Below are 21716 nucleotides of genomic sequence, written 5' to 3' on the forward strand. Positions count from 1 at the left end.
GGCCCGTCCTCACGGACGGGCCGGGACCCGCACCCCCGAAGGAGGGGCGCATGAGCACGATCCTCGAGATGCGAGAGATCACCAAGGAGTTCCCGGGCGTCAAGGCGCTCGCGGGCGTGAGCCTGGACGTCCGGCAGGGCGAGATCCACGCGATCTGCGGCGAGAACGGCGCCGGCAAGTCCACGCTGATGAAGGTGCTGTCGGGCGTGTACCCGCACGGCACCTACGGCGGCGAGATCGTCTACGACGGGAAGACCGCCGAGTTCGGGTCGATCAACGACTCCGAGCGCGAGGGCATCGTCATCATCCACCAGGAGCTCGCCCTGGTGCCGTACCTGTCCGTGGCCGAGAACATCTTCCTCGGCAACGAGCGGCGCGGCCGCGGCGGGCTCGTCGACTGGAACAAGGCCAACTCCGAGGCCGCGGCGCTGCTGAAGCGCGTGGGCCTGGACGAGAACCCGGTGACGCCGGTGAACCAGCTCGGCGTCGGCAAGCAGCAGCTCATCGAGATCGCGAAGGCGCTGTCGAAGGAGGTGCGCCTGCTCATCCTCGACGAGCCGACGGCCGCCCTCAACGACACCGACTCCGAGCACCTCCTGGGCCTCCTGCGAGGCCTGCAGGAGCAGGGGATCACCTCGATCATCATCTCCCACAAGCTCAACGAGATCGCCGAGATCGCGGACCGCACCACCATCATCCGCGACGGGCGCACGATCGAGACGCTCGACATGTCCGAGCCGACCTCCACGCAGGACCGCATCATCCGCGGCATGGTCGGCCGCGACCTGGAGAACCGCTTCCCCGAGCGCTCCTCGGTCGTGGGCGACGAGGTCCTGCGGGTGGAGGACTGGACCGTCTTCCACCCCACGCAGGTCGGCCGCAAGGTCATCGACTCCGCGTCCTTCCACGTGCGCGCGGGCGAGGTCGTGGGCATCGCCGGCCTCATGGGCGCCGGGCGCACCGAGCTCGCCATGAGCGTCTTCGGCCGCTCCTACGGGCGCAACATCTCCGGCCGTCTGTACAAGGACGGCAAGGAGATCCAGGCCCGCACCGTCCCCGAGGCGATCGAGCACCACATCGCCTACGCCACCGAGGACCGCAAGGTCTACGGGCTCAACCTCATCGAGGACATCCGCCGGAACATCTCGTCGGCCGGGCTGGGCAAGCTCGCCCCGCGCGGCTGGGTGAACGGCAACGAGGAGCTGCGGGTCGCCGAGGAGTACCGGCAGAGCCTCAACATCAAGACGCCGACGGTCACGTCCGTCGTCGGTCAGCTCTCGGGCGGCAACCAGCAGAAGGTCGTGCTGTCCAAGTGGCTGTACACCGAGCCGGACGTGCTCATCCTCGACGAGCCGACCCGCGGTATCGACGTCGGCGCCAAGTACGAGATCTACACGATCATCAACAAGATGGTCGCCGCGGGGAAGGCCGTCGTCGTCATCTCCTCCGAGCTGCCCGAGCTGCTCGGCGTCTGCGACCGCATCTACACCCTCGCCTTCGGTCGGATCACCGGTGACGTGCCCGTCGCGGACGCGACGCAGGAGCGTCTCATGGAGCTCATGACCATCGAGCGTGACCAGCCCCTGCCCACGAAGGAAATCGCCTCATGAACGCCATCGCCGGGGTCCGGGACCTGCTCACCCGGAACCTGCGGCAGAGCGGGATCTTCATCGCGTTGATCGCGATCGTCGCCCTGTTCGCCGCGCTGAACCCGATGTTCCTGTCGCCGACGAACATCACGAACATCGTCCTGCAGTACTCGTACATCCTGATCCTCGCGATCGGCATGGTGATGATCATCGTCGCCGGCCAGATCGACCTGTCCGTCGGGTCGGTCGTGGCGCTCACCGGCGCCGTCTCGGCGGTCGTGGTGATCCGCGAGGGTCTGCCGTGGTGGATGGGCGTGCTGGCCGCGCTCGTCGTGGGCCTCCTCGTCGGGGCCTGGCAGGGATTCTGGGTCGCCTACGTCGGTATCCCGGGGTTCATCGTCACCCTCGCGGGCATGCTGCTGTTCCGCGGCCTCACCTACGTGGTGCTCGACAACGTCTCGCTGTCGCCCTTCGGCGGCACGTACTACAAGATCGCCAACGGCTTCCTCAACGGGCTCCTCGGGGGGAACGGCTTCGACGTCTTCACCCTGGTGGTCTTCGCCATCGCGGTCGTCGGGTACGCCGTGAGCCAGTGGCGCACGCGCCGCGGCAAGATCGCGTACCAGCAGACGGTCGAGTCGATGCCGCTGTTCGTGACCAAGCTCGTCGTGGTCGCCGTCGTCGTCATGTGGTTCGGCTACCAGCTGTCCGTCTCGCGCGGCCTGCCCGTCGTCCTGATCATCCTCGCGGTCCTCGTGATCGTGTACGCCCTCGTCACGCAGCGCTCGGTGTTCGGCCGCCACGTGTACGCGGTGGGCGGCAACAAGCACGCCGCCGAGCTGTCGGGCGTGCGCGTGCGCCGGGTCAACTTCTGGATCTTCGTGAACATGGGCCTGCTGGCCTCGGTCGCGGGCATCGTGTACTCGTCCCGCGTGAACGGCGCGCAGCCGGGCGCCGGCAACATGTTCGAGCTGGACGCCATCGCCGCCTGCTTCATCGGCGGCGCGTCCACCTCGGGCGGCGTCGGCCGCGTGGGCGGCGCGATCATCGGTGGCCTCATCATGGCGGTCATGTCGAACGGCATGCAGCTGATGGGCGTCTCCCAGGCGGTGCAGCCGATCGTCAAGGGCCTCGTGCTCCTGCTGGCCGTCGCGTTCGACATCTACAACCGGCGCCGGGCCGCGAGCCTGCGCTGATCACGGGTCCCTCCCGGGACCTTTCCCACGGCACGCAGGACGGCGCCCGGTCGCCGTCCTGCGTGCCGTCGCACCATAGACTTCCGGTCGTGAGAGGACGGCGTGCGATGGCGGGCTCGCAGTCCTCGTTGCGCGAGGCCAACCGTGCCCGGGTCGTGGACACGGTCAAGCACCACGGCGGCCTCACGCAGGTCGAGCTGGCCGCTGCCACCGGCCTTTCGCAGGCGACGGTCTCGACGATCGTCAAGGAGCTGGTCGCGGCCGAGCTGGTCGAGGTCCGCAACACGATCCGGTCGGGCCGCCGCGCCCAGCTCGTCACGCTCGCGCACCGGGTGGGGATCGTGGCCGGGATCCTCGTCGGCACCCGGACCCTGACCGTCGCCATCGCCGACGTCTCGCACGAGGTGCTGGCCGAGCAGGTGATGCCGCTGCCCGCGGAGCACCGCGCCGACACCAGCCTGGACCGGGCCGCGCTCCTCGTGGTCGACCTGCTGGAGCGGGTCGGCGCCGAGCTGGACGAGGTCCTCGGGATCGGGCTCGGCCTGCCCGCGCCCGTCGACGCCGCGTCCGGCCAGGTCACCGTGCGCGGGATCCTGCGGGGCTGGGACGGCGTGCCCGTGGCCCAGGTCCTGGAGAAACGGCTCGCCCGCCCGGTCTACGTCGACAACGACGCCAACCTCGGCGCCCTGGCCGAGAGCACCGTGGGCGCGGCCCGGGAGGTGCACGACGCGCTGTACGTCCGCGCGGGGCACGGGGTCGGCGCCGGGATCGTCCTCGGCGGGCGGGTGCACCGCGGCGTCGCCGGGACCGCCGGCGAGATCGGCCACGTGCAGGTGGACCCGGCCGGACGCATCTGCTCGTGCGGCAGCCGCGGCTGCCTCGACACCGTCGTCGGGGACAGGGCGCTGCTGGAGCCGCTGCGCTCCAGCCACGGCAACCTCACGCTGCGCGACGTGGTCCGCCTGGTGAACGACGACGACCCGGGCTGTCGCGAGATCGTCGCCGACGCCGGTACGGTGATCGGCGGCGTCGTCGCCGGCCTGGCGACGGCCCTGAACCCCGAGCGCGTCGTGGTGGGCGGGGTGCTGGCCCAGACGGGCGAGATCTTCCTGCGCCCGCTGCGGGAGGCGCTGCGTCGTCGCACGATGCTCAACCAGGTGACGCCGCTGGAGGTGGTGCCGGCGGCGCTCGGGCCACGGGCCGAGCTCGAGGGGACCCTCGCGCTCGCCCTGCAGAGCACGGACCTGCTGGAGCGGACGGACGACGTGCCGGTACGAGCGATGACGGGGAAGGAGGCCCAGTGACGGCGCGACGAACGCCGCTGCTCGCCCTGCGGCAGGTGAGCAAGTACTTCGGGGCCGTCGAGGCCCTGGTCGACGTCGACCTCGAGGTGCACGCGCACGAGGTGGTCGCCCTGGTGGGCGACAACGGCGCGGGGAAGTCGACGCTCGCCCAGGTCGTCGCGGGCGTGCTCACGCCCAGCTCGGGCCAGGTGGAGATCAACGGCGAGCCGGTCTCGATCCCCTCGCCGTCCGCGGCGAACCAGCTCGGCGTCGCCAGCGTGTTCCAGGACCTGGCCGTGTGCGAGAACCTCGACGTCACGGCGAACGTCTTCCTGGGCCAGGAGCTGCGGGGCCGCGGAGGCCTGCTGCAGGACGGCCGGATGGAGATCGAGACGCGCGAGCTGCTCGCGCACCTCACCGTGCGCATCCCGTCGGTGCGCACCCCCTTGCGGCACCTGTCGGCCGGTCAGCGGCAGGCGGTCGCCATCGCCCGCACCCTCATCGGCAACCCGCGCATCGTGGTGCTCGACGAGCCGACGGCGGCGCTGTCCGTGGCGCAGACCGCCGAGGTGCTGACGCACATCGAGCGGCTCCGGGAGCTGGGCCTCGGGGTGATCCTCATCAGCCACAACCTCAACGACGTGCGCGCGGTGTCCGACCGGATCGAGGTGCTGCGGCACGGCCGCAACAACGGCTCGTTCCCCGCCGCGGCCCGGCACGAGGAGATCCTCGCGGCGATCACGGGCGCGGCCTGACCGCACGGCTGCGGGTGAAAGGTCACAGCCGCGACACAGGTTGCCTTCGGAAGTTGACGACAAGAAATCTGCGGGTCTAGCGTCGCCGGTGCGCTGCTTACCGGACTGTCACCTGCGGACGGCCCGCCGCTCGAAGGAGAGTCATGACCGAACACCACGCCGTGCTCGAGATGCGGTCCATCACCAAGGAGTTCCCCGGGGTCCGGGCCCTGGACGACGTCTCGCTCGAGGTCCGTGCGGGCGAGATCCACGCCATCTGCGGTGAGAACGGCGCCGGCAAGTCGACGCTCATGAAGGTCCTGTCGGGCGTCTACCCCTACGGCTCGTACTCCGGGGAGATCCGCTACCAGGGCGAGGTCGTGGAGTTCAAGGACATCCGCGCCAGCGAGCACGCCGGGATCGTCATCATCCACCAGGAGCTCGCGCTCATCCCCGAGCTGTCGGTCACGGAGAACATCTTCCTCGGCAACGAGGTGCGCGGCCGGGTCGGCATCGACTGGGAGACCGCGCGGCAGCGGGCGGCCGAGCTGCTCGCCCGCGTCGGCCTGCGCGCGTCGCCCGACACCCTGATCAAGAACCTCGGCGTCGGGCAGCAGCAGCTCGTGGAGATCGCCCGGGCGCTCGCCAAGGACGTGCGGCTGCTGATCCTCGACGAGCCGACGGCCGCCCTCAACGAGGACGACTCCGAGCACCTGCTGGACCTGCTGCGCGGGCTGCGCGCCAAGGGCCTGACCAGCATCATGATCTCCCACAAGCTCAACGAGATCGAGGAGATCGCCGACTCGATCACGATCATCCGCGACGGCCGCACCGTCGAGACGCTCGACGTGCGCGGCGGCGGGATCGACGAGGACCGCATCATCCGCGGCATGGTCGGCCGCTCCCTCGCCTCCCGGTTCCCCGACCACACCCCCCAGATCGGGGAGACCTTCTTCGAGGTGGAGGGCTGGACCGTCGAGCACCCCGCCGTGCCCGGCCGGCTCGTGTGCAAGCAGTCGGCGTTCCACGTGCGCCGCGGGGAGATCGTCGGCTTCGCGGGCATCATGGGCGCCGGCCGTACCGAGCTGGCGCGGTCGATCTTCGGCCGCAGCTACGGCCGGTACCTGGGCGGCACGATCCGGATGGACGGCCGGGAGATCGTGGTGCCCGACGTGCTGTCCGCCATCCAGCACCACATCGCGTACGTCTCCGAGGACCGCAAGACCCTCGGGCTCAACCTGCTCGACACCATCCAGCAGACCGTCGTCTCGGCGAACCTGCCGCGGGTGTCGACCGGCCCGGTCATCGACCACGACCAGGCGTACCTCGCCGCGGAGGAGTACCGGAAGTCGCTGGGGATCAAGTCGCCCAGCGTGCGCGACGGCGTCGCCACGCTGTCCGGCGGCAACCAGCAGAAGGCGCTGCTCGCGAAGTGGATGTTCACGGAGCCCGAGCTCCTCATCCTCGACGAGCCGACCCGCGGCATCGACGTCGGCGCCAAGTACGAGATCTACGGTCTCGTCCACCGCCTCGCGGACCAAGGCAAGGGGGTGGTCGTCATCTCGTCCGAGCTGCCGGAGCTCCTCGGCCTCTGCGACCGGATCTACACGGTCTTCGAGGGCCGGGTGACCGGTGAGCTGTCCCGCGAGGACGCCACGCAGGAAGAGCTCATGCGGCTCATGACCGGCGCCCCCACGGCCGCCGCGCGCTGACCAGACCGACCCACGAGAAGGAACTCACGACGATGTCGTCACTCAAGCAGCTGTTCGGCGGGGGTATCCGGCAGTACGGCATGGTGCTCGCCCTCCTGGCGCTCCTCGCCTACTTCCAGATCGCCACCGGTGGCCTGGTCCTCACGGCCTCCAACGCCCAGAACATCATCATCGGCAACTCCTACATCCTCATCCTCGCGATCGGGATGGTGCTGGTGATCATCGCCGGGCACATCGACCTGTCGGTGGGCTCGGTCGCCGCGGTCACGGGCATCATCGTGGCCATCGCGTTGCGCGACTGGGGCATCCCCTGGTGGGCCGGCATCCTGCTCGGCCTGGTCGTGGGCGCGGTGATCGGCGCCTGGCAGGGGTTCTGGGTCGCCTACGTCGGCATCCCCGGCTTCATCACGACCCTCGCCGGCATGATGCTGTTCCGCGGCCTCAACCAGCGCATCGGGCACTCGTCCACGGTGCCGGTGCCCGAGGAGCTGCAGCAGCTCGGCGCAGGCTACCTGCCCGAGTGGGGGCCGAACACCGGCATCAACAACTCGACCCTCGTGCTGGGCCTGCTCGCGATCGCCGCCGTGGTCTGGTCCGAGCTGCGCCGCCGGGCGCGCGCCTCGCGCCTCGGCCTGGAGCAGCCGCCGGTCTGGGTCGTCGTGGTCCGGGTCGTCGTCGTGGTCGCCGTGATCGGCTACGTCACCTACCTGTTCGGCAGCGGCCGGTACGGCACGTCCTTCCCGATCGCCGGCATCGTGCTCGTGGCGCTCGTCATCCTGTACAACTTCGTCGCGTCCCGGACGATCGGCGGCCGGCACGTGTACGCCGTCGGCGGCAACCGGGCGGCGGCCGCGCTCTCCGGCATCAACATCCGGCACGTCAACTTCTTCGTCATGATGAACATGTCGATCCTGGCGGCCGTCGCGGGCATGGTCTTCGTCGGCCGAGCGACCGCCTCCGGCCCGTCCGACGGCAACATGTGGGAGCTCGACGCCATCGCCGCCGTGTTCATCGGCGGGGCCGCGGTCTCCGGCGGCGTCGGGACCGTCGTCGGCTCCGTCATCGGTGGCCTCGTCATGGCGGTGCTCAACAACGGCCTCCAGCTCATGGGCGTCGGCTCCGACACCACGCAGATCATCAAGGGCCTCGTGCTGCTGGTCGCCGTGGCGTTCGACGTGCACAGCAAGGTGACGGGCCGCCCGTCGATCATCGGCCTGGTCTTCCCCTGGCTGGGGAAGAAGGGGACCGGCGCGACGCCGGGCACCGACGAGAGCCAGCCCGAGGTGCCGGTCACGGACGGCGCGACCTCCCGAGGCTGACCGCGCGTCCCTGGCACCACACAGATCTGTCCACGAACTGGCACCCGACGGCGGGTGTCGCGAAGAGAAAGTGGGACCCCATGAAGACCAAGCTCGCGACAGGGCTCGTCGCCCTGGCCGCGGCCGGCGCGCTGGCGCTGACCGGATGCTCGTCCTCGGACCGCGGTGGCCCCTCGTCCGAGGAGAGCGGCGGCGCCTCCGCGGCCGCAGGGTTCGAGGACGGCGCCAAGATCGGCGTCGCCCTGCCCCAGAAGACGTCGGAGAACTGGGTGCTCGCCGAGAACCTGTTCAACGACGGTCTCACCGAGGCCGGGTACGACCCGATCGTGCAGTTCGCCAACGGCGGCGTCTCGGAGCAGCAGAACCAGATCCAGGCCATGATCGAGCAGGGCGTGAAGGTGCTCGTCGTGGGCGCCATCGACGGCTCGCAGCTCGGGTCGCAGCTCAAGGCCGCGAAGGACGCCGGGATCCCGGTCATCGCCTACGACCGTCTCCTGCAGAACACGGACGCGGTCGACGTCTACGAGGCGTTCGACAACTTCCACGTCGGCGAGCTCCAGGGCCAGTCGCTCCTGGAGGGCCTCAAGGACCGCAAGGGTGACGGCCCGTACAACATCGAGCTGATCTCCGGCTCGCCCGACGACGCGAACTCCAAGCCGTTCTTCGAGGGCGCGATGAGCGTGCTCCAGCCGAAGATCGACGACAAGACGCTCGTCGTGCAGTCGGGTCAGACCAGCCAGCAGCAGACCGCCACGCAGGGCTGGGAGGCGGAGAACGCCCAGAACCGCATGGACACGATCCTGTCCGGCAGCTACAAGGACAAGGACCTCGACGGCGTCCTCTCGCCGAACGACACCCTCGCCCGTGCGGCGCTGACGTCGGCCAAGCAGGCCGGCAAGGACGTCCCGGTCCTCACCGGTCAGGACTCCGAGGTCGAGTCGGTCAAGTCGATCATGAACGGCGTGCAGTACTCCACGATCTACAAGGACACGCGCAAGCTCGTCCAGGCCACGATCGACGCCGTCAACTCCTACAAGGCGGGCGAGGACCCCGAGGTCAACGACACCAAGTCGTACGACAACGGCGTCAAGGTGGTCCCGGCCAACCTGCTCGAGCCCGTCATCGTGACCAAGGACAACGCGGCCGAGGTCTACGCGGGCGACCCGAACCTGGAGGGCCTCACCAAGTGATCGGTCCTGCCTGACCGATCGCGGCCCTGGGTAGGCCCAGGGAGGCACAGCCAGGCACTGCTAGGCACAGGCGCTCGACCCGTCCTCCGCGGACGGGTCGGGCGCCTGTCGCGTGCTCGGCCTCGGGTCGGCCGGGTCGAACCGTGCTTCGTGCCGCCGGCTCAGCGGAAGACGACCGTGCGATGGCCGTCGAGCAGGACGCGGTGCTCGGCGTGCCACCGCACCGCGCGGGCGAGGGTGCGGCGCTCGACGTCCTCGCCGAGGGCGACCAGGTCGGCCACGGCCCGCGAGTGGTCCACCCGCTCGACGTCCTGCTCGATGATCGGGCCCTCGTCGAGGTCGCCCGTCACGTAGTGCGACGTCGCGCCGATGAGCTTGACCCCTCGGTCGTGCGCCTGGGCGTAGGGCCGCGCGCCCTTGAAGCTCGGCAGGAACGAGTGGTGGATGTTGATGACCTTGCCCTCGAGGTCGCGGCACAGCTCGTCCGACAGGATCTGCATGTAGCGCGCGAGGACGACCAGCTCGACGTCGAGCTCGGCGACGAGCCCCCGCAGCCGGTCCTCCGCCTGCGCCTTCGTGTCCTTCGTGACCGGCACGTGGTGGAACGGCTTGCCGTAGAACTCCGCCATGTCCGCCAGGTCGGGGTGGTTGCCGACCACGCCCACGACGTCGACGGGCATGCCCTGGTACCGCTCGCGGTACAGCAGGTCGACCAGGCAGTGCGGGGCCTTGCTGACCAGCACCAGGGTGCGCAGGCGGCGGCCGACGACGTCGAGCTCCCACGTCATCCCGAACCGCTCCGCGACGGGCGCGACCGCTGCCGTGAGCACGTCGCGGCCCGCGTCCGCCTCGACCTGGACGCGCATGAAGAACCGTCCCGACGCCGGGTCGCCGAACTGCTGCGACTCCGTGATGTTCCCGCCGTGCTCGGCCAGCACGCCCGCCACCGCGTGCACGATGCCGGGACGGTCGGGGCAGGAGATCGTCAGAACCCATTCGGTGGTCACCGGTCCATTGTGGCCGACGGCCCGCGACGCGCGACGACACGTCCGCCGTCCGTCTGCGACGATGTCCCCATGAGCGAGGCACCAGGCACCGACGCCCAGGAAGTCGAGCACGAGGGCGCGGCGGACCCGCTGCGGATCGAGCTCGTCGACGACGCCCACGCGGGCGAGCTGCTGACCCTGCGCCGTGCGGCGTTCGTCAGCGAGGCACAGCTCTACGACGACCCGCACATCCCGCCGCTGACCCAGACCCTGCACGACCTGCGCGAGGACATGGCGCGCGACGACGTCGTGACCGTCGGCGCGTGGGAGGGGCACCGCCTCGTCGGTTCCCTGCGGCTCGAGATCGAGGGCGAGCGGGCCACGATCGGCCGTCTGGCCGTCGCGCCGGACCAGCAGGCCAAGGGCATCGGCACGTCCCTGATGTTCGCCATCCTGCAGTTCCTGCCCTCGGAGGTGACCGAGGTCTGGGCGTTCACCGGCAAGGACTCCAAGCGCAACCTCGCGATGTACACCAAGCACGGCTACGAGGAGCAGTACGACCGTGCCGCGGGCAAGCTCACGCTGACCTACCTGCGCCGGGTGCTCGACGAGGTCGACGCGAGGAACGCGGCCGAGGAGCGATGACCGAAGCCGACGGTCAGGCCGGCGCGCGCCCCCGCTCGCGCCGGCCGTCCATGGCTGACGTCGCGGCCGTCGCCGGCGTCTCGCACCAGACGGTGTCACGGGTGCTCAACGACCACCCGAGCGTGCGCGGCGAGACGCGACAGCGCGTGCTCGCCGCGATCGCCACGCTCGGGTACCGGCGCAACAGCGCCGCCCGGGCCCTGGCGACGGCGCGCTCGACCACCCTCGGCGTCGTGACGACCGGGTCGGCCCTGTTCGGCCCGACGAGCACGCTCATCGCGATCGAGGGCGCGGCCCGCGACCACGGCTACTTCGTCTCGGTCGCCTCCCTGCGGCGGTACGACGCCGCAGAGATGCACGAGGCCCTGGAGCACTTCATGGACCAGGGCGTCGAGGCCATCGTCGTCATCGCGCCGCAGGACGACGTCGCTGCCGCCGTCGAGTCGTTCCGCGCGCCCGTGCCCGTGCTGGTGGTCGCGGCGCTCGAGCACCTCCCGCGGGACGCGGGCACCACCGGGGCCGGCCCGACGACGCTCTCGCTCGCCGTCGACCAGCGAGCGGGCGCCCGCGCCGCCACGGACCACCTGCTCGACCTCGGCCACCGCGACGTGCTGCACGTGGCCGGCCCCCAGGACTGGTTCGACGCGCGCGAGCGCGCCGCCGGGTGGCGCGAGGCCCTCGAGGCGCGCGGGATCGTCCCCAGCCGGCCGCGGGTGTGCTCGTGGTCGGCGGAGGACGGGTATGCCGCCGGTCGTGACCTCGCCGAGGCGGTCGCCGCCCAGGAGGGCCCCACCGCCGTGCTCGCCGGGAACGACCAGCTCGCGCTGGGCGTCCTGCGCGCGTTCTGGGAGCGCGGTGTCTCGGTGCCGGACGACGTGTCGGTGATGGGGTTCGACGACGTCGCGGGCGCCGCGTACTTCGTGCCGCCGCTGACGACGGTGCGCCAGCCGTTCGCGGTGCTGGGGGAGCGGAGCGTCGCGATGGTGGTCGCGGCGCTCGGGTCCGGCCCCGTGCCCACCGAGCGGATCCTGCCCGAGCTCGTCGTCCGCTCGAGCACGGCGCCGCCGCCGGCGCGCTGACCGCACGTCGGCCCTGGAGGGTCCCCGACCGTTGACCGCCGCCTCGAGGGTGGGTAGATTCGCCGCGTCACGTTCTACATCGTTGTAGAGGAGTTGAGATGCGCAGATCATCGACGAGACGGGCGCTCGCGGCGGCCCTGGTGGCGACGGCGCTGGTCGCCCTGACCTCGGCCGCCGGCGGGACGGCGCTCGCCGGTCCGGGAGCGGTGGGCACCGAGGTCGCGGCCCGCGGGAAGCCCGCGCTGCCGACCGGCGGCCTGTCGGTCGCGGGGGAGACGGCGCCCGTGCACGACCCGGCGCTCGTGATCGACGACGACGGCACGTGGCGCGTCTACTCGACGGGGCTCGTGAACCGCGAGAACGGCGGCACGATCCAGATGTGGTCGAGCCACGACGAGGGCGTGACGTGGGCGTACGACGGCACGGTGTGGGACGAGATCCCCGCCTGGATCGACGAGCGCTTCGCGGACGGCGCCCTGCCGGACAACCTGTGGGCCCCGGAGGTCTACGAGCACGACGGCACCTACTACCTCTACTACTCGGCGTCGCGCTTCGGCACCAACACGTCCGTCACCGCACTCGCCACCAACACCACCCTCGACCCCGAGGACCCGGACTACGCCTGGGTGGACCAGGGGCCGGTGATCACCTCCCCGGCGGACATCGCCGGGGGCAAGACCTTCAACGCCATCGACGCCGGCATCGTGGAGGGTGCGGACGGCACCCCGTACATGGCCATCGGCTCGTACTGGTACGGCGTGTTCCTGGTGGAGCTCGAGTGGCCGAGCGGCAAGCTCGCGGACGGCGCGCTCCAGAACGCCACCCACCTCGTGGACCGGTTCATGGCGGGCAACCCCGTCGAGGCGCCGTACATCTACGCCCACGACGGCTGGTACTACCTCTTCGTGTCCTTCGACGCGTGCTGCCGCGGCCTCGACAGCACGTACAAGGTGGCGGTCGGGCGGTCGCGCGACGTGACCGGGCCGTACCTCGACCAGGACGGCAAGGACATGCTCGGTGGCGGCGGCACGGTGCTCCTGGAGTCGCACGGTGCCGTGGTCGGCCCGGGCGGCCAGTCCGTGTCGGACGGGGTGCTCGCCTTCCACTACTACGACGGTGCGAACGAGGAGATCCCCGGGTTCCCCACCCTCGGCCTGCAGCGGCTGGGCTGGCAGGACGGCTGGCCGGTGGTGGACCAGACGGTGGAGCTGCCGGCCGTGACCGTGGCGCCCCGCGACGTGCAGGTCCGGGCGAAGCAGCCGGCGACGTTCCGTGTCGAGGTCGCGGGGACGCCCGTCCCGGTCGTCACGTGGGAGGTCTCCGACGACGACGGCGCGACCTGGGGCGCCGCCCCGGTCGCCGCCGCCCGCGCCACGGACGGCGTCGCACGCTGGACGATCCGGCACCCCTCGGCACAGGACGACGGGACGCTCGTGCGAGCTGTCGTCGCCAACGCCCACGGCACCGTGCGCAGCGATCCGGCGTCCCTGACCGTCGTCGCCCCGCCCGGCCGTGCAGGAAAGTGACCACGTTCCGCGAGGTAGTGCGGGGCGTGCCGAGGTAGTGCGCAACCCCGCGAGGTAGTGCGGGGCGTGCCGAGGTAGTGCGCAACCCCGCGAGGTAGTGCGGGGCGTGCCGAGGTAGTGCGGGCGGGCCGAGGTAGTGCGCAACCCCGCGAGGTAGTGCGGGGTGTGCCGAGGTAGTGCGTGAGTCCGCGAGGTAGTGCGGAAGCCCGCGAGGTAGTCCGGTCCTGGCCCCGGTTGCTTCGAGATCTTCCGCACTACCTCGTGGGATGGTGAACTACCTCGCGGTGTTCGCTGCTACCTCGCGGGGTTTGCGACTACCTCGCGGGGTTTGCTACTACCTCGCGGTGCGCTGCACTACCTCGCGGAAAGGGGTGCTACCTCGGGGGTTGGGGAGCATGCCATGTGAGCGCTAACATCGATGGCAGCCACCTCGGTTCCGGTGGCCTCTCAGCACATCTCGACGACGCCCGGCAGCCGGGCAGGGGACGGAGCAACGATGACGCAGGCGGCGCAGCCGGACGGCACGTCCGCGATCCGGGAGGCGATCGTCGCGGGGCGCGCGTCGCTCGGCATCGAGCTCGGGTCCACCAACATCAAGGCGTGCCTCGTCGGACCGGACCACGCGCCCCTCGCGAGCGGCTCCCACGCCTGGGAGAACGAGCTCGCCGACGGTGTCTGGACGTACTCGCTCGACGCCGTGCACGCCGGCCTGCAGGGCGCCTACGCCGCGCTGGTCGACGACGTCGAGCGGCGCTTCGGCGTGCGCCCCACCACCTACGCGGCGCTGGGCGTCTCGGCGATGATGCACGGCTACCTGCCGTTCGACGCCGACGGCGAGCTCCTCGTCCCGTTCCGCACGTGGCGCAACACCAGCACCGGGCCGGCGTCCGCGGAGCTCTCCGCGCTCTTCGGGTACAACATCCCGCTGCGCTGGTCGATCGCGCACCTGTACCAGGCCATCCTCGACGACGAGCCGCACGTGCCGCAGATCGCGTCCCTGACGACGCTGGCCGGGTACGTGCACCGTGCGCTCACCGGACGGCACGTGCTCGGCGTCGGCGACGCCTCCGGCATGTTCCCGGTCGACCCCGCCACCCACGACTACGACCAGCGGATGCTGGAGCAGTTCCGCCACCTGGCCGCGGCCAAGCGGCCCGGCCTGCACGTCGAGGGCCTGCTGCCGCAGGTGCTCACCGCCGGCGCGGACGCGGGCCGGCTCACCGTCGAGGGCGCCGCCCTGCTCGACCCGACGGGCACGCTGCAGCCCGGCGTGCTGCTCTGCCCGCCCGAGGGCGACGCCGGCACCGGCATGGTCGCCACCGGCTCGGTGGCGCCGCGCACCGGCAACATCAGCGCGGGCACGTCGATCTTCGCCATGGTGGTGCTCGAGCAGCCGCTCGCCGCCGTCCACCACGAGCTCGACCTCGTCACCACCCCCGCCGGCGACCTCGTCGCGATGGTGCACTGCAACAACGGCGCCAGCGAGCTCGACGCGTGGGCGGGCGTCTTCGGCCAGTTCGCGGCCGCGCTCGGGCAGCCCGCGGAGCCGGACGCCGTCTTCGGCGCGCTCTTCCGTGCGGCGCTCGACGGCGCGCCCGACGGCGGTGGCCTGCTCGCGTACAACTACCTCGCCGGGGAGCCCATCACCGGGCTCGACGCCGGCCGGCCGCTCGTGGTCCGCACCCCGGACAGCCGCCTCACGCTGGCGAACTTCGCGCGCACCCAGCTCTACGGCGTGTTCGGCACGCTCGCGCTCGGCATGCGCGTGCTGCACGGGGAGGGCGTCGCGATCGACACGATGTTCGCGCACGGCGGGCTGTTCAAGACCGCCGGCGTGGCCCAGCGCCTGCTGGCCGGCGCGATCGACGCCCCCGTCGCCGTCGGGCAGACCGCGGGGGAGGGCGGCGCCTGGGGCATCGCCGTCCTCGCGGCGTACGCCCGCGCCGTCGCCGACGCGACGGACGGCGCGCCCGCCCTCGACGCCTACCTCGCCGAGCGTGTCTTCGCCGACGCCCGGCTCGACGTCGCGGAGCCCGACGCCGCCGACGTCGCCGGCTTCGCCGCCTACCTGGAGCGGTACGCCGCCGGCCTCGCGGTCGAGCGCGCGGCCACCGCCGCCCTCTGACGTCCCGACCCCCGCACTGGAGAAACCCATGAGCACCCTCACCGAGGTCCCCGCGCACCTGCGCGCCGCCGTCGACGCCGCCAAGGAGAAGGTCGCCGCGCTGCACGCCGAGCTGCCCCGCTGGGAGCTCGTCGTGTGGACCGCCGGCAACGTGTCCGAGCGGGTCCGCAACGACCAGGGTGACGACCTGCTCGTCATCAAGCCCTCGGGCGTCGCGTACGACGACATCACGCCCGAGTCGATGGTCGTGTGCGACCTGGACGGGAACCTGCTCGAGGGCGACCGCTCGCCCTCGTCGGACACCGCGGCGCACGCCTACGTCTACAGCCACATGCCCGAGGTGGGCGGCGTCGTGCACACGCACTCCACGTACGCCACGGCCTGGGCCGCGCGCGCCGAGGAGATCCCCTGCGTGCTGACGATGATGGCGGACGAGTTCGGCGGCCCGATCCCCGTGGGTCCGTTCGCGATCATCGGCGACGACTCGATCGGTCGCGGCATCGTCGAGACCCTCAGCGGGTCGCGCAGCCCCGCGGTGCTCATGCGCAACCACGGCCCGTTCACCATCGGCAAGGACGCGCGCGCCGCGGTCAAGGCCGCCGTGATGTGCGAGGAGGTGGCCCGCACCGTGCACGTCTCGCGCCAGCTCGGCGAGCCCCTGCCCATCGCCCAGGAGCACGTGGACTCGCTGTACGCCCGCTACCAGAACGTCTACGGCCAGCACTGAGCCGGCACGGCACCGACCAGCACGAGCAGCGCCGACCAGCACAAGCAGCACCGACCAGCACCGACGAGCCAGGATCTGAGAGGACACCCATGAGCAAGCCCTACGCCGACCGCGAGGTCTGGTTCTTCACCGGCAGCCAGGACCTGTACGGCGAGGACACGCTGCGCCAGGTCGCCGAGCAGTCGCAGGAGGTCGCCCGCGCGCTCGACGCGTCGTCCGACGTGCCGGCGACGGTCGTGTGGAAGCCGGTGCTCAAGGACGCGGCGTCGATCCGCCGCGCGATGCTCGACGCCAACGCGGACGACAAGGTGCTGGGCGTCATCACCTGGATGCACACGTTCAGCCCCGCGAAGATGTGGATCTCCGGGCTGGACGCGCTGCGCAAGCCGCTGCTGCACCTGCACACCCAGGCGAACGTCGAGCTGCCGTGGGCGGACATCGACTTCGACTTCATGAACCTCAACCAGGCGGCGCACGGCGACCGCGAGTACGCCTACCTGGCCACGCGTCTGGGCGTCGCGCGCACCACCGTCGTCGGGCACGTGTCGAACCCGGCCGTGACCCGCCGCGTCGGCACCTGGGTGCGCGGCGCCGCCGGCTGGGCCGCGACGCACGAGCTGAAGCTGGTGCGCTTCGGCGACAACATGCGCAACGTCGCGGTCACCGAGGGCGACAAGACCGAGGCCGAGCTGCGCTTCGGCGTGTCCGTGAACACGTGGGGCGTCAACGACCTCGTGGCCGCGGTCGACGCCGTGGACGACGCCGCGGTCGACGCGCTCGTCGCGGAGTACGAGGACCTCTACGACGTGGCCGACGAGCTGCGCCAGGGCGGGGAGCGGCACGAGTCGCTGCGCTACGCGGCACGCCAGGAGATCGCCATGGAGGCGTTCCTCGTCGAGCGCGGCGCCAAGGCGTTCACCACCAACTTCGAGGACCTCGGCGCGCTGCGCCAGCTGCCCGGCATCGCCGTCCAGCGCCTCATGAGCAAGGGGTACGGCTTCGGCGCCGAGGGCGACTGGAAGACGGCCGTGCTGGTGCGCGCGGCGAAGGTCATGGGCGAGGGCCTGCCCGGCGGCGCCTCCCTCATGGAGGACTACACCTACGACCTCACGCCCGGGTCCGAGCTCATCCTCGGCGCCCACATGCTCGAGGTCTGCCCGTCCCTCACGACGTCGAAGCCTCGCGTGGAGATCCACCCGCTGGGCATCGGCGGCAAGGAGGACCCGGTCCGCATGGTGTTCGACGCCGACGCCACCGAGGGCGCCGTCGTCGTGTCCCTGGCCGACATGCGCGACCGCTTCCGCCTCACCGCGAACGTGGTCGACGTCGTGCCGCCGACGCAGGACCTGCCGAACCTGCCGGTGGCCCGCGCCGTCTGGGCGCCGCGCCCCGACTTCACCACCTCCGCGGAGGCCTGGCTCACCGCGGGCGGCGCGCACCACACGGTGATGTCCACCGCCGCCGGCGTGGAGGCGTTCGAGGTGTTCGCGAACATCGCCCGCACCGAGCTGCTCGTCATCGACGAGGGCACCACGCGCCGCGGCTTCGCCGACCAGGTGCGCTGGAACCAGGTGTACTACCGCCTCGCCCAGGGCCTGTGACCCTCCGCTGACCTCGCGCCTCGCGCGGTCCGACGCCGAGCAGGCGGTCGGACCCGGACTCCCGGCCTGCTGCCGCGGAGCACGGGTCCGACCGCCTTTTCGGTAGGCTGTGGTCGCCACCGGCAGGACGTCCGGCGGACGAATCCGATGGAGGCCCCGCATGGCGAGTCCCGGTGCGGAGAAGCCGAACATCCGGCAGGTCGCGCAGCTCGCCGGCGTCTCCTACATGACCGTGTCGCGGGTGCTGAACGACCACCCGCACATCCGGGAGTCCACGCGGCGCCGGGTCGAGGAGGCCATCGCCGAGCTCGACTACCGCCCGAACATGACGGCGCGGGCGCTGGCCACCCAGCGCAGCCGCCGCATCGGGGTGCTCGTGGAGAGCGCGGTGGCGTACGGGCCGACGAGCACGCTGCGCGCGGTGGAGTCCGCGGCCCGCGCCTCGGGGTACATGGTGAGCTCGGTGCTCCTGCAGGCGGGCGAGGAGATCACGCCCCAGGAGGGCGTGGACCACCTGATCGCGCAGGGCGTCGACGCGCTGTGCGTCGTCGCTCCGCGCTCCTCGTCGATCGCGGCGCTGCGCCGCATCACCATCGGGGTGCCGGTGCTCGTCGTCAAGCCGGACAAGGACCCCACGTTCCTCACGGTCACCGTCGACCAGCGGGCCGGGACGGAGCTCGCGGTCGACCATCTCGTCTCGCTCGGGCACCGCGACATCCTGCACCTGGCGGGCCCGCTCGACTGGCTCGACGCCCGGACCCGCGAGCGGGCGTTCCACGCCCGGGCGAAGTCGTGGGGGCTGCGCGAGCGGCCCATCGTGGTCGGCGACTGGTCGGCCGACTTCGCGTACGACTTCGCGCGCGGCATCCGCGAGCTGCCGGAGTACACCGCGATCTTCGTCGCGAACGACGACATGGCGGTCGGGCTGGTCCACGGCCTGCACGACCGGGGTTTCTCGGTGCCCGACGACCTCAGCGTCGTGGGCTTCGACGACGTCCCGCTGGCTCGGCACGTCATCCCTCCGCTGACGACGGTGCGGCAGAACTTCGACGCGCTCGGCGTGGCCGTCGTCGACGTCCTGCGGGCCGCGATCGAGGAGCGGGAGCTGCCGACCGTGACCCGGATCCCGGCGGAGATCGTCGCGCGGTCCTCGAGCGCCGCACCACGGAAGTCCGGCTGATGGGTGACCGGACGGCCGCCGAGGCGCCCGTCGTCGAGATGTACGGGATCACCGTGGAGCGGTCGGGCACCCGCGTGCTCGACGACGTGGACCTCCTGCTGCACCCCGGCGAGGTGCACGCGCTCATGGGGGAGAACGGCGCCGGCAAGTCGACCCTCATCGGCGCGCTGACGGGGACGGTCCCGATCCTGTCGGGGGAGGTGCTGGTCGACGGCGAGCCGCGCACGCCGACGGGCGTCGCCCGCAGCCGGGCCGACGGCATCGCGACCGTCTTCCAGGAGTCGCACCTGAGCCCGCACCTGACCGTCGCCGAGAACGTGATGATCGGCCACGAGGTGCGCGGCTGGTTCGGCATCGACTGGGCGCGGAACCGGGAGCGCGCGTCGGCCGCGCTCGCCACCCTGGGGATCGAGGACCTCGACCCGCGGGCGCCGCTGGAGACGCTGTCGCCCGCGACCAAGCAGCTCGTGGCGGTCGCGCGCGCGATCGTCCTCGAGCCGCGGGTCCTCGTGCTCGACGAGCCCACCTCCAGCCTCGACGCGGACGAGGCCGCCCGCCTGCTCGGCGTCGTGCGCAGGCTGCGCGACCAGGGGGTGGCGGTGCTGTTCGTCTCCCACTTCCTGGAGCAGGTGTTCGAGGTGAGCGACCGGATGACGGTGCTCCGGGGCGGCCGGGTGGTGGCGGAGTACCTCACCGACGAGGTCGAGCGCGCCGAGCTGATCTCCAAGATGATCGGCGAGGACATCCACGCGCTGCAGGCGCTGCACTCCCAGCGGCTCGCGCACCACTACGCCGGGTCGGGGGACGTGACCCTGCGGGCGACGTCGCTCGGCCGGCGCGGCACCCTGGAGGCCACGGACCTCGACCTGTCGCGGGGCGAGGTGGTCGGGTTCGCGGGCCTGCGCGGGTCGGGGCGTACCGAGCTCGCCTCCCTGATGAGCGGGGTGGAGCGGCCCGACGGCGGCGAGCTGTGGCTGGACGGTACCCGGGTGCAGCTTCGCAGCCCGGGGGCGGCGCTGCGGTACCGGATCGCGATGTCGAGCGAGAACCTGCGGGACGACGGCATCGTCGCCGGCCTCACGGTGCGGGAGAACATCGTGCTGGCGCTGCAGGCGCTCCGGGGGTGGTCGCGGCCGCTGTCCCGCAGCGAGCAGGACGCCGTCGTGGACACGTACCTGGACGCCCTGCACCTGTCGCCCGACGACCTGGACCGTGCGGCCGGGGAGCTGTCGGGGGGCACGCAGCAGAAGGTGCTGCTGGCTCGGCTGCTCGCCACCCGGCCGCACGTCCTGATCCTCGACGAGCCCACGAAGGGCATCGACATCGGCGCGAAGCTCGACATCCAGCGCCGGGTGGCGAAGCTGGCGGGGGACGGGGTGGCCGTCGTCTTCATCTCCTCCCAGCTGGAGGAGGTGGTGCGGCTGAGCGACCGCATCGTGGTGCTCAAGGACCGGGAGAAGATCGGCGAGCTGAGCAACGGGCCCGGGGTCACGGTGGACACCATCGTCGAGATGATCGCGGCGGACCTGGACGGGCTGCTCCCCGGCGACGAGGGCGACGAGGGCTGACGGCCCGCTCACGGTGCCTCGCGACCGCGGCAACGGAGTTACGGGATCGTGACTTCCGATCGCCGCCAGCCTCTATGTGACCGGTCACAACTTCGGTATGTTAACGGTCACAGCGCCAGCTTGCCGGAGGGTCGGAGCGGACCCGTAGGCCGGGCACACCGGCCGACCGGCGTCTCAAGGAGGAGAACATGAGCAGGAATTTCCGACGCGCAGGGGCAGCCGTCCTGGCCGCCCTCACGGCCACCGCGCTCGTCGCGTGCAGCAGCGAGCAGGCTCCGCAGGGCGGCGGCGACGGCACCGCGACCGGCGGCTCCGGCAGCGACACGATCACCCTGGGCTTCTCGCAGGTCGGCGCCGAGTCGGGCTGGCGTGCGGCGAACACCAAGTCGATCCAGGACACGCTGACGAAGGAGAACGGCTTCGACCTCAAGTTCTCCGACGCCCAGCAGAAGCAGGAGAACCAGATCCAGGCGATCCGCTCGTACATCCAGCAGGGCGTGGACGTCATCGCCTTCTCGCCCGTCGTCGAGACCGGCTGGGACGCCGTGCTCGAGGAGGCCAAGGCGGCGAACATCCCGGTGATCCTCACCGACCGGGCCGTCGACTCCGAGGACGACAGCCTCTACGAGTCGTTCATCGGGTCCGACTTCGTCGAGGAGGGCAAGCGCGCGGGCGAGTGGGCCAAGGAGCAGTACGACGGCAAGGGCTACAAGGCCGTCGAGCTGCAGGGCACCACCGGCGCCGCGCCGATGATCGACCGCCAGCAGGGCTTCGCGGACGCCATCAAGGGCAGCGACATCGAGATCATCGACTCGCAGACGGGCAACTTCACCCGCACCGAGGGCAAGCAGGTGATGGAGGGCTTCCTGCAGAAGTACGACGACATCGACCTCGTCTTCGCGCACAACGACGACATGGGCCTCGGCGCGATCGAGGCGATCGAGGCCGCAGGCAAGGTGCCCGGCAAGGACATCAAGATCATCACCGTCGACGGCGTGAAGGATGGCATGCAGGCGCTCGCCGACGGCAAGATCAACTACATCGTCGAGTGCAACCCGCTGCTCGGCCCGGACCTGGCGGAGATCGCCAAGAAGGTCGTCGCCGGCGAGGAGGTCGAGAAGCGCATCGTGACCAAGGACGAGGCCTTCGACCAGGAGGCGGCCAAGGCCGCCCTGCCGGACCGTCAGTACTGACGGTCCCGCACCGGTGGCCGGCCCGCCCAGGGCCGGCCCCCCCGCCCTGGCGCGTATACAAAA

Annotated in this window: 17 protein-coding genes; 16 read left to right on the forward strand and 1 reads right to left on the reverse strand. The window is 71.3% G+C overall.

The annotated features are described in order from the left end of the window. Positions 1-50 precede the first annotated feature (50 nt). The 7 genes from mmsA (ACWGKI_RS17360) to ACWGKI_RS17390 all read left to right on the forward strand — a co-directional run bounded on the left by mmsA (ACWGKI_RS17360) (position 51) and on the right by ACWGKI_RS17390 (position 9023). Entirely contained in the window at positions 51-1610 is a 1560-nt protein-coding gene (gene mmsA, locus ACWGKI_RS17360) for a multiple monosaccharide ABC transporter ATP-binding protein (protein ID WP_380242829.1), read from the forward strand. Next, on the forward strand, positions 1607-2785 hold the full coding sequence (mmsB, locus tag ACWGKI_RS17365; RefSeq protein ID WP_380242826.1) for a multiple monosaccharide ABC transporter permease: 1179 nt from the start codon (positions 1607-1609) through the stop codon (positions 2783-2785). Before mmsA (ACWGKI_RS17360) ends, mmsB (ACWGKI_RS17365) begins: the two co-directional genes overlap by 4 nt. Positions 2786-2892: 107 nt before the next feature. After that, complete coding sequence (locus tag ACWGKI_RS17370) at positions 2893-4089, forward strand: ROK family transcriptional regulator (RefSeq protein ID WP_380242831.1); 1197 nt, start codon at positions 2893-2895, stop codon at positions 4087-4089. Further along, positions 4086-4823, forward strand: a complete 738-nt coding sequence (locus ACWGKI_RS17375; RefSeq protein WP_380242824.1) for an ATP-binding cassette domain-containing protein — start codon at positions 4086-4088, stop codon at positions 4821-4823. The genes ACWGKI_RS17370 and ACWGKI_RS17375 overlap by 4 nt, the downstream gene beginning before the upstream one ends. Positions 4824-4966: 143 nt before the next feature. Next, positions 4967-6514 (forward strand): multiple monosaccharide ABC transporter ATP-binding protein, encoded by a 1548-nt coding sequence (mmsA, locus tag ACWGKI_RS17380; protein WP_380242822.1) that lies wholly within the window; start codon positions 4967-4969, stop codon positions 6512-6514. A gap of 32 nt (positions 6515-6546) precedes the next feature. Beyond that, positions 6547-7833, forward strand: coding sequence for a multiple monosaccharide ABC transporter permease (gene mmsB / locus ACWGKI_RS17385; RefSeq protein ID WP_380242820.1), 1287 nt, complete (start codon positions 6547-6549; stop codon positions 7831-7833). Positions 7834-7913: 80 nt separating this feature from the next. Continuing rightward, positions 7914-9023 carry a substrate-binding domain-containing protein gene (locus ACWGKI_RS17390; protein ID WP_380242818.1) on the forward strand — a complete coding sequence of 370 codons (1110 nt, stop codon included), beginning with the start codon at positions 7914-7916 and terminating at the stop codon, positions 9021-9023. A gap of 161 nt (positions 9024-9184) precedes the next feature. Here the strand turns inward: ACWGKI_RS17390 and purU are convergent, their stop codons facing one another. Beyond that, positions 9185-10030 carry a formyltetrahydrofolate deformylase gene (gene purU / locus ACWGKI_RS17395; protein WP_380242816.1) on the reverse strand — a complete coding sequence of 282 codons (846 nt, stop codon included), beginning with the start codon at positions 10028-10030 and terminating at the stop codon, positions 9185-9187. Between the two features lie 69 nt (positions 10031-10099). Between purU and ACWGKI_RS17400 the strand changes: the two genes are divergently transcribed. From ACWGKI_RS17400 to ACWGKI_RS17440, 9 genes are all read left to right on the forward strand, one after another. After that, on the forward strand, positions 10100-10654 hold the full coding sequence (locus tag ACWGKI_RS17400; RefSeq protein WP_380242813.1) for a GNAT family N-acetyltransferase: 555 nt from the start codon (positions 10100-10102) through the stop codon (positions 10652-10654). After that, positions 10651-11733, forward strand: coding sequence for a LacI family DNA-binding transcriptional regulator (locus ACWGKI_RS17405; RefSeq protein WP_452188643.1), 1083 nt, complete (start codon positions 10651-10653; stop codon positions 11731-11733). The genes ACWGKI_RS17400 and ACWGKI_RS17405 overlap by 4 nt, the downstream gene beginning before the upstream one ends. 98 nt (positions 11734-11831) lie before the next feature. Further along, a complete protein-coding gene (locus ACWGKI_RS17410) occupies positions 11832-13259 on the forward strand; it encodes a glycoside hydrolase family 43 protein (RefSeq protein ID WP_452188645.1) in 1428 nt (475 codons plus the stop codon). 496 nt (positions 13260-13755) lie between these two features. Further along, positions 13756-15384, forward strand: coding sequence for a xylulokinase (locus ACWGKI_RS17415; RefSeq protein ID WP_452188647.1), 1629 nt, complete (start codon positions 13756-13758; stop codon positions 15382-15384). Positions 15385-15412: 28 nt separating this feature from the next. Then, positions 15413-16111, forward strand: a complete 699-nt coding sequence (locus ACWGKI_RS17420; protein WP_380242805.1) for an L-ribulose-5-phosphate 4-epimerase — start codon at positions 15413-15415, stop codon at positions 16109-16111. A gap of 89 nt (positions 16112-16200) precedes the next feature. Then, positions 16201-17712 carry an L-arabinose isomerase gene (araA, locus tag ACWGKI_RS17425; protein ID WP_452188649.1) on the forward strand — a complete coding sequence of 504 codons (1512 nt, stop codon included), beginning with the start codon at positions 16201-16203 and terminating at the stop codon, positions 17710-17712. A gap of 160 nt (positions 17713-17872) precedes the next feature. After that, a complete protein-coding gene (locus ACWGKI_RS17430; protein WP_452188651.1) occupies positions 17873-18892 on the forward strand; it encodes a LacI family DNA-binding transcriptional regulator in 1020 nt (339 codons plus the stop codon). Then, a complete protein-coding gene (locus ACWGKI_RS17435; protein ID WP_452188653.1) occupies positions 18892-20460 on the forward strand; it encodes a sugar ABC transporter ATP-binding protein in 1569 nt (522 codons plus the stop codon). Before ACWGKI_RS17430 ends, ACWGKI_RS17435 begins: the two co-directional genes overlap by 1 nt. Positions 20461-20648: 188 nt before the next feature. Then, entirely contained in the window at positions 20649-21653 is a 1005-nt protein-coding gene (locus tag ACWGKI_RS17440) for an ABC transporter substrate-binding protein (protein ID WP_380242797.1), read from the forward strand. Positions 21654-21716: the final 63 nt, after the last annotated feature.

Source organism: Isoptericola sp. NPDC055881 (assembly GCF_053615895.1).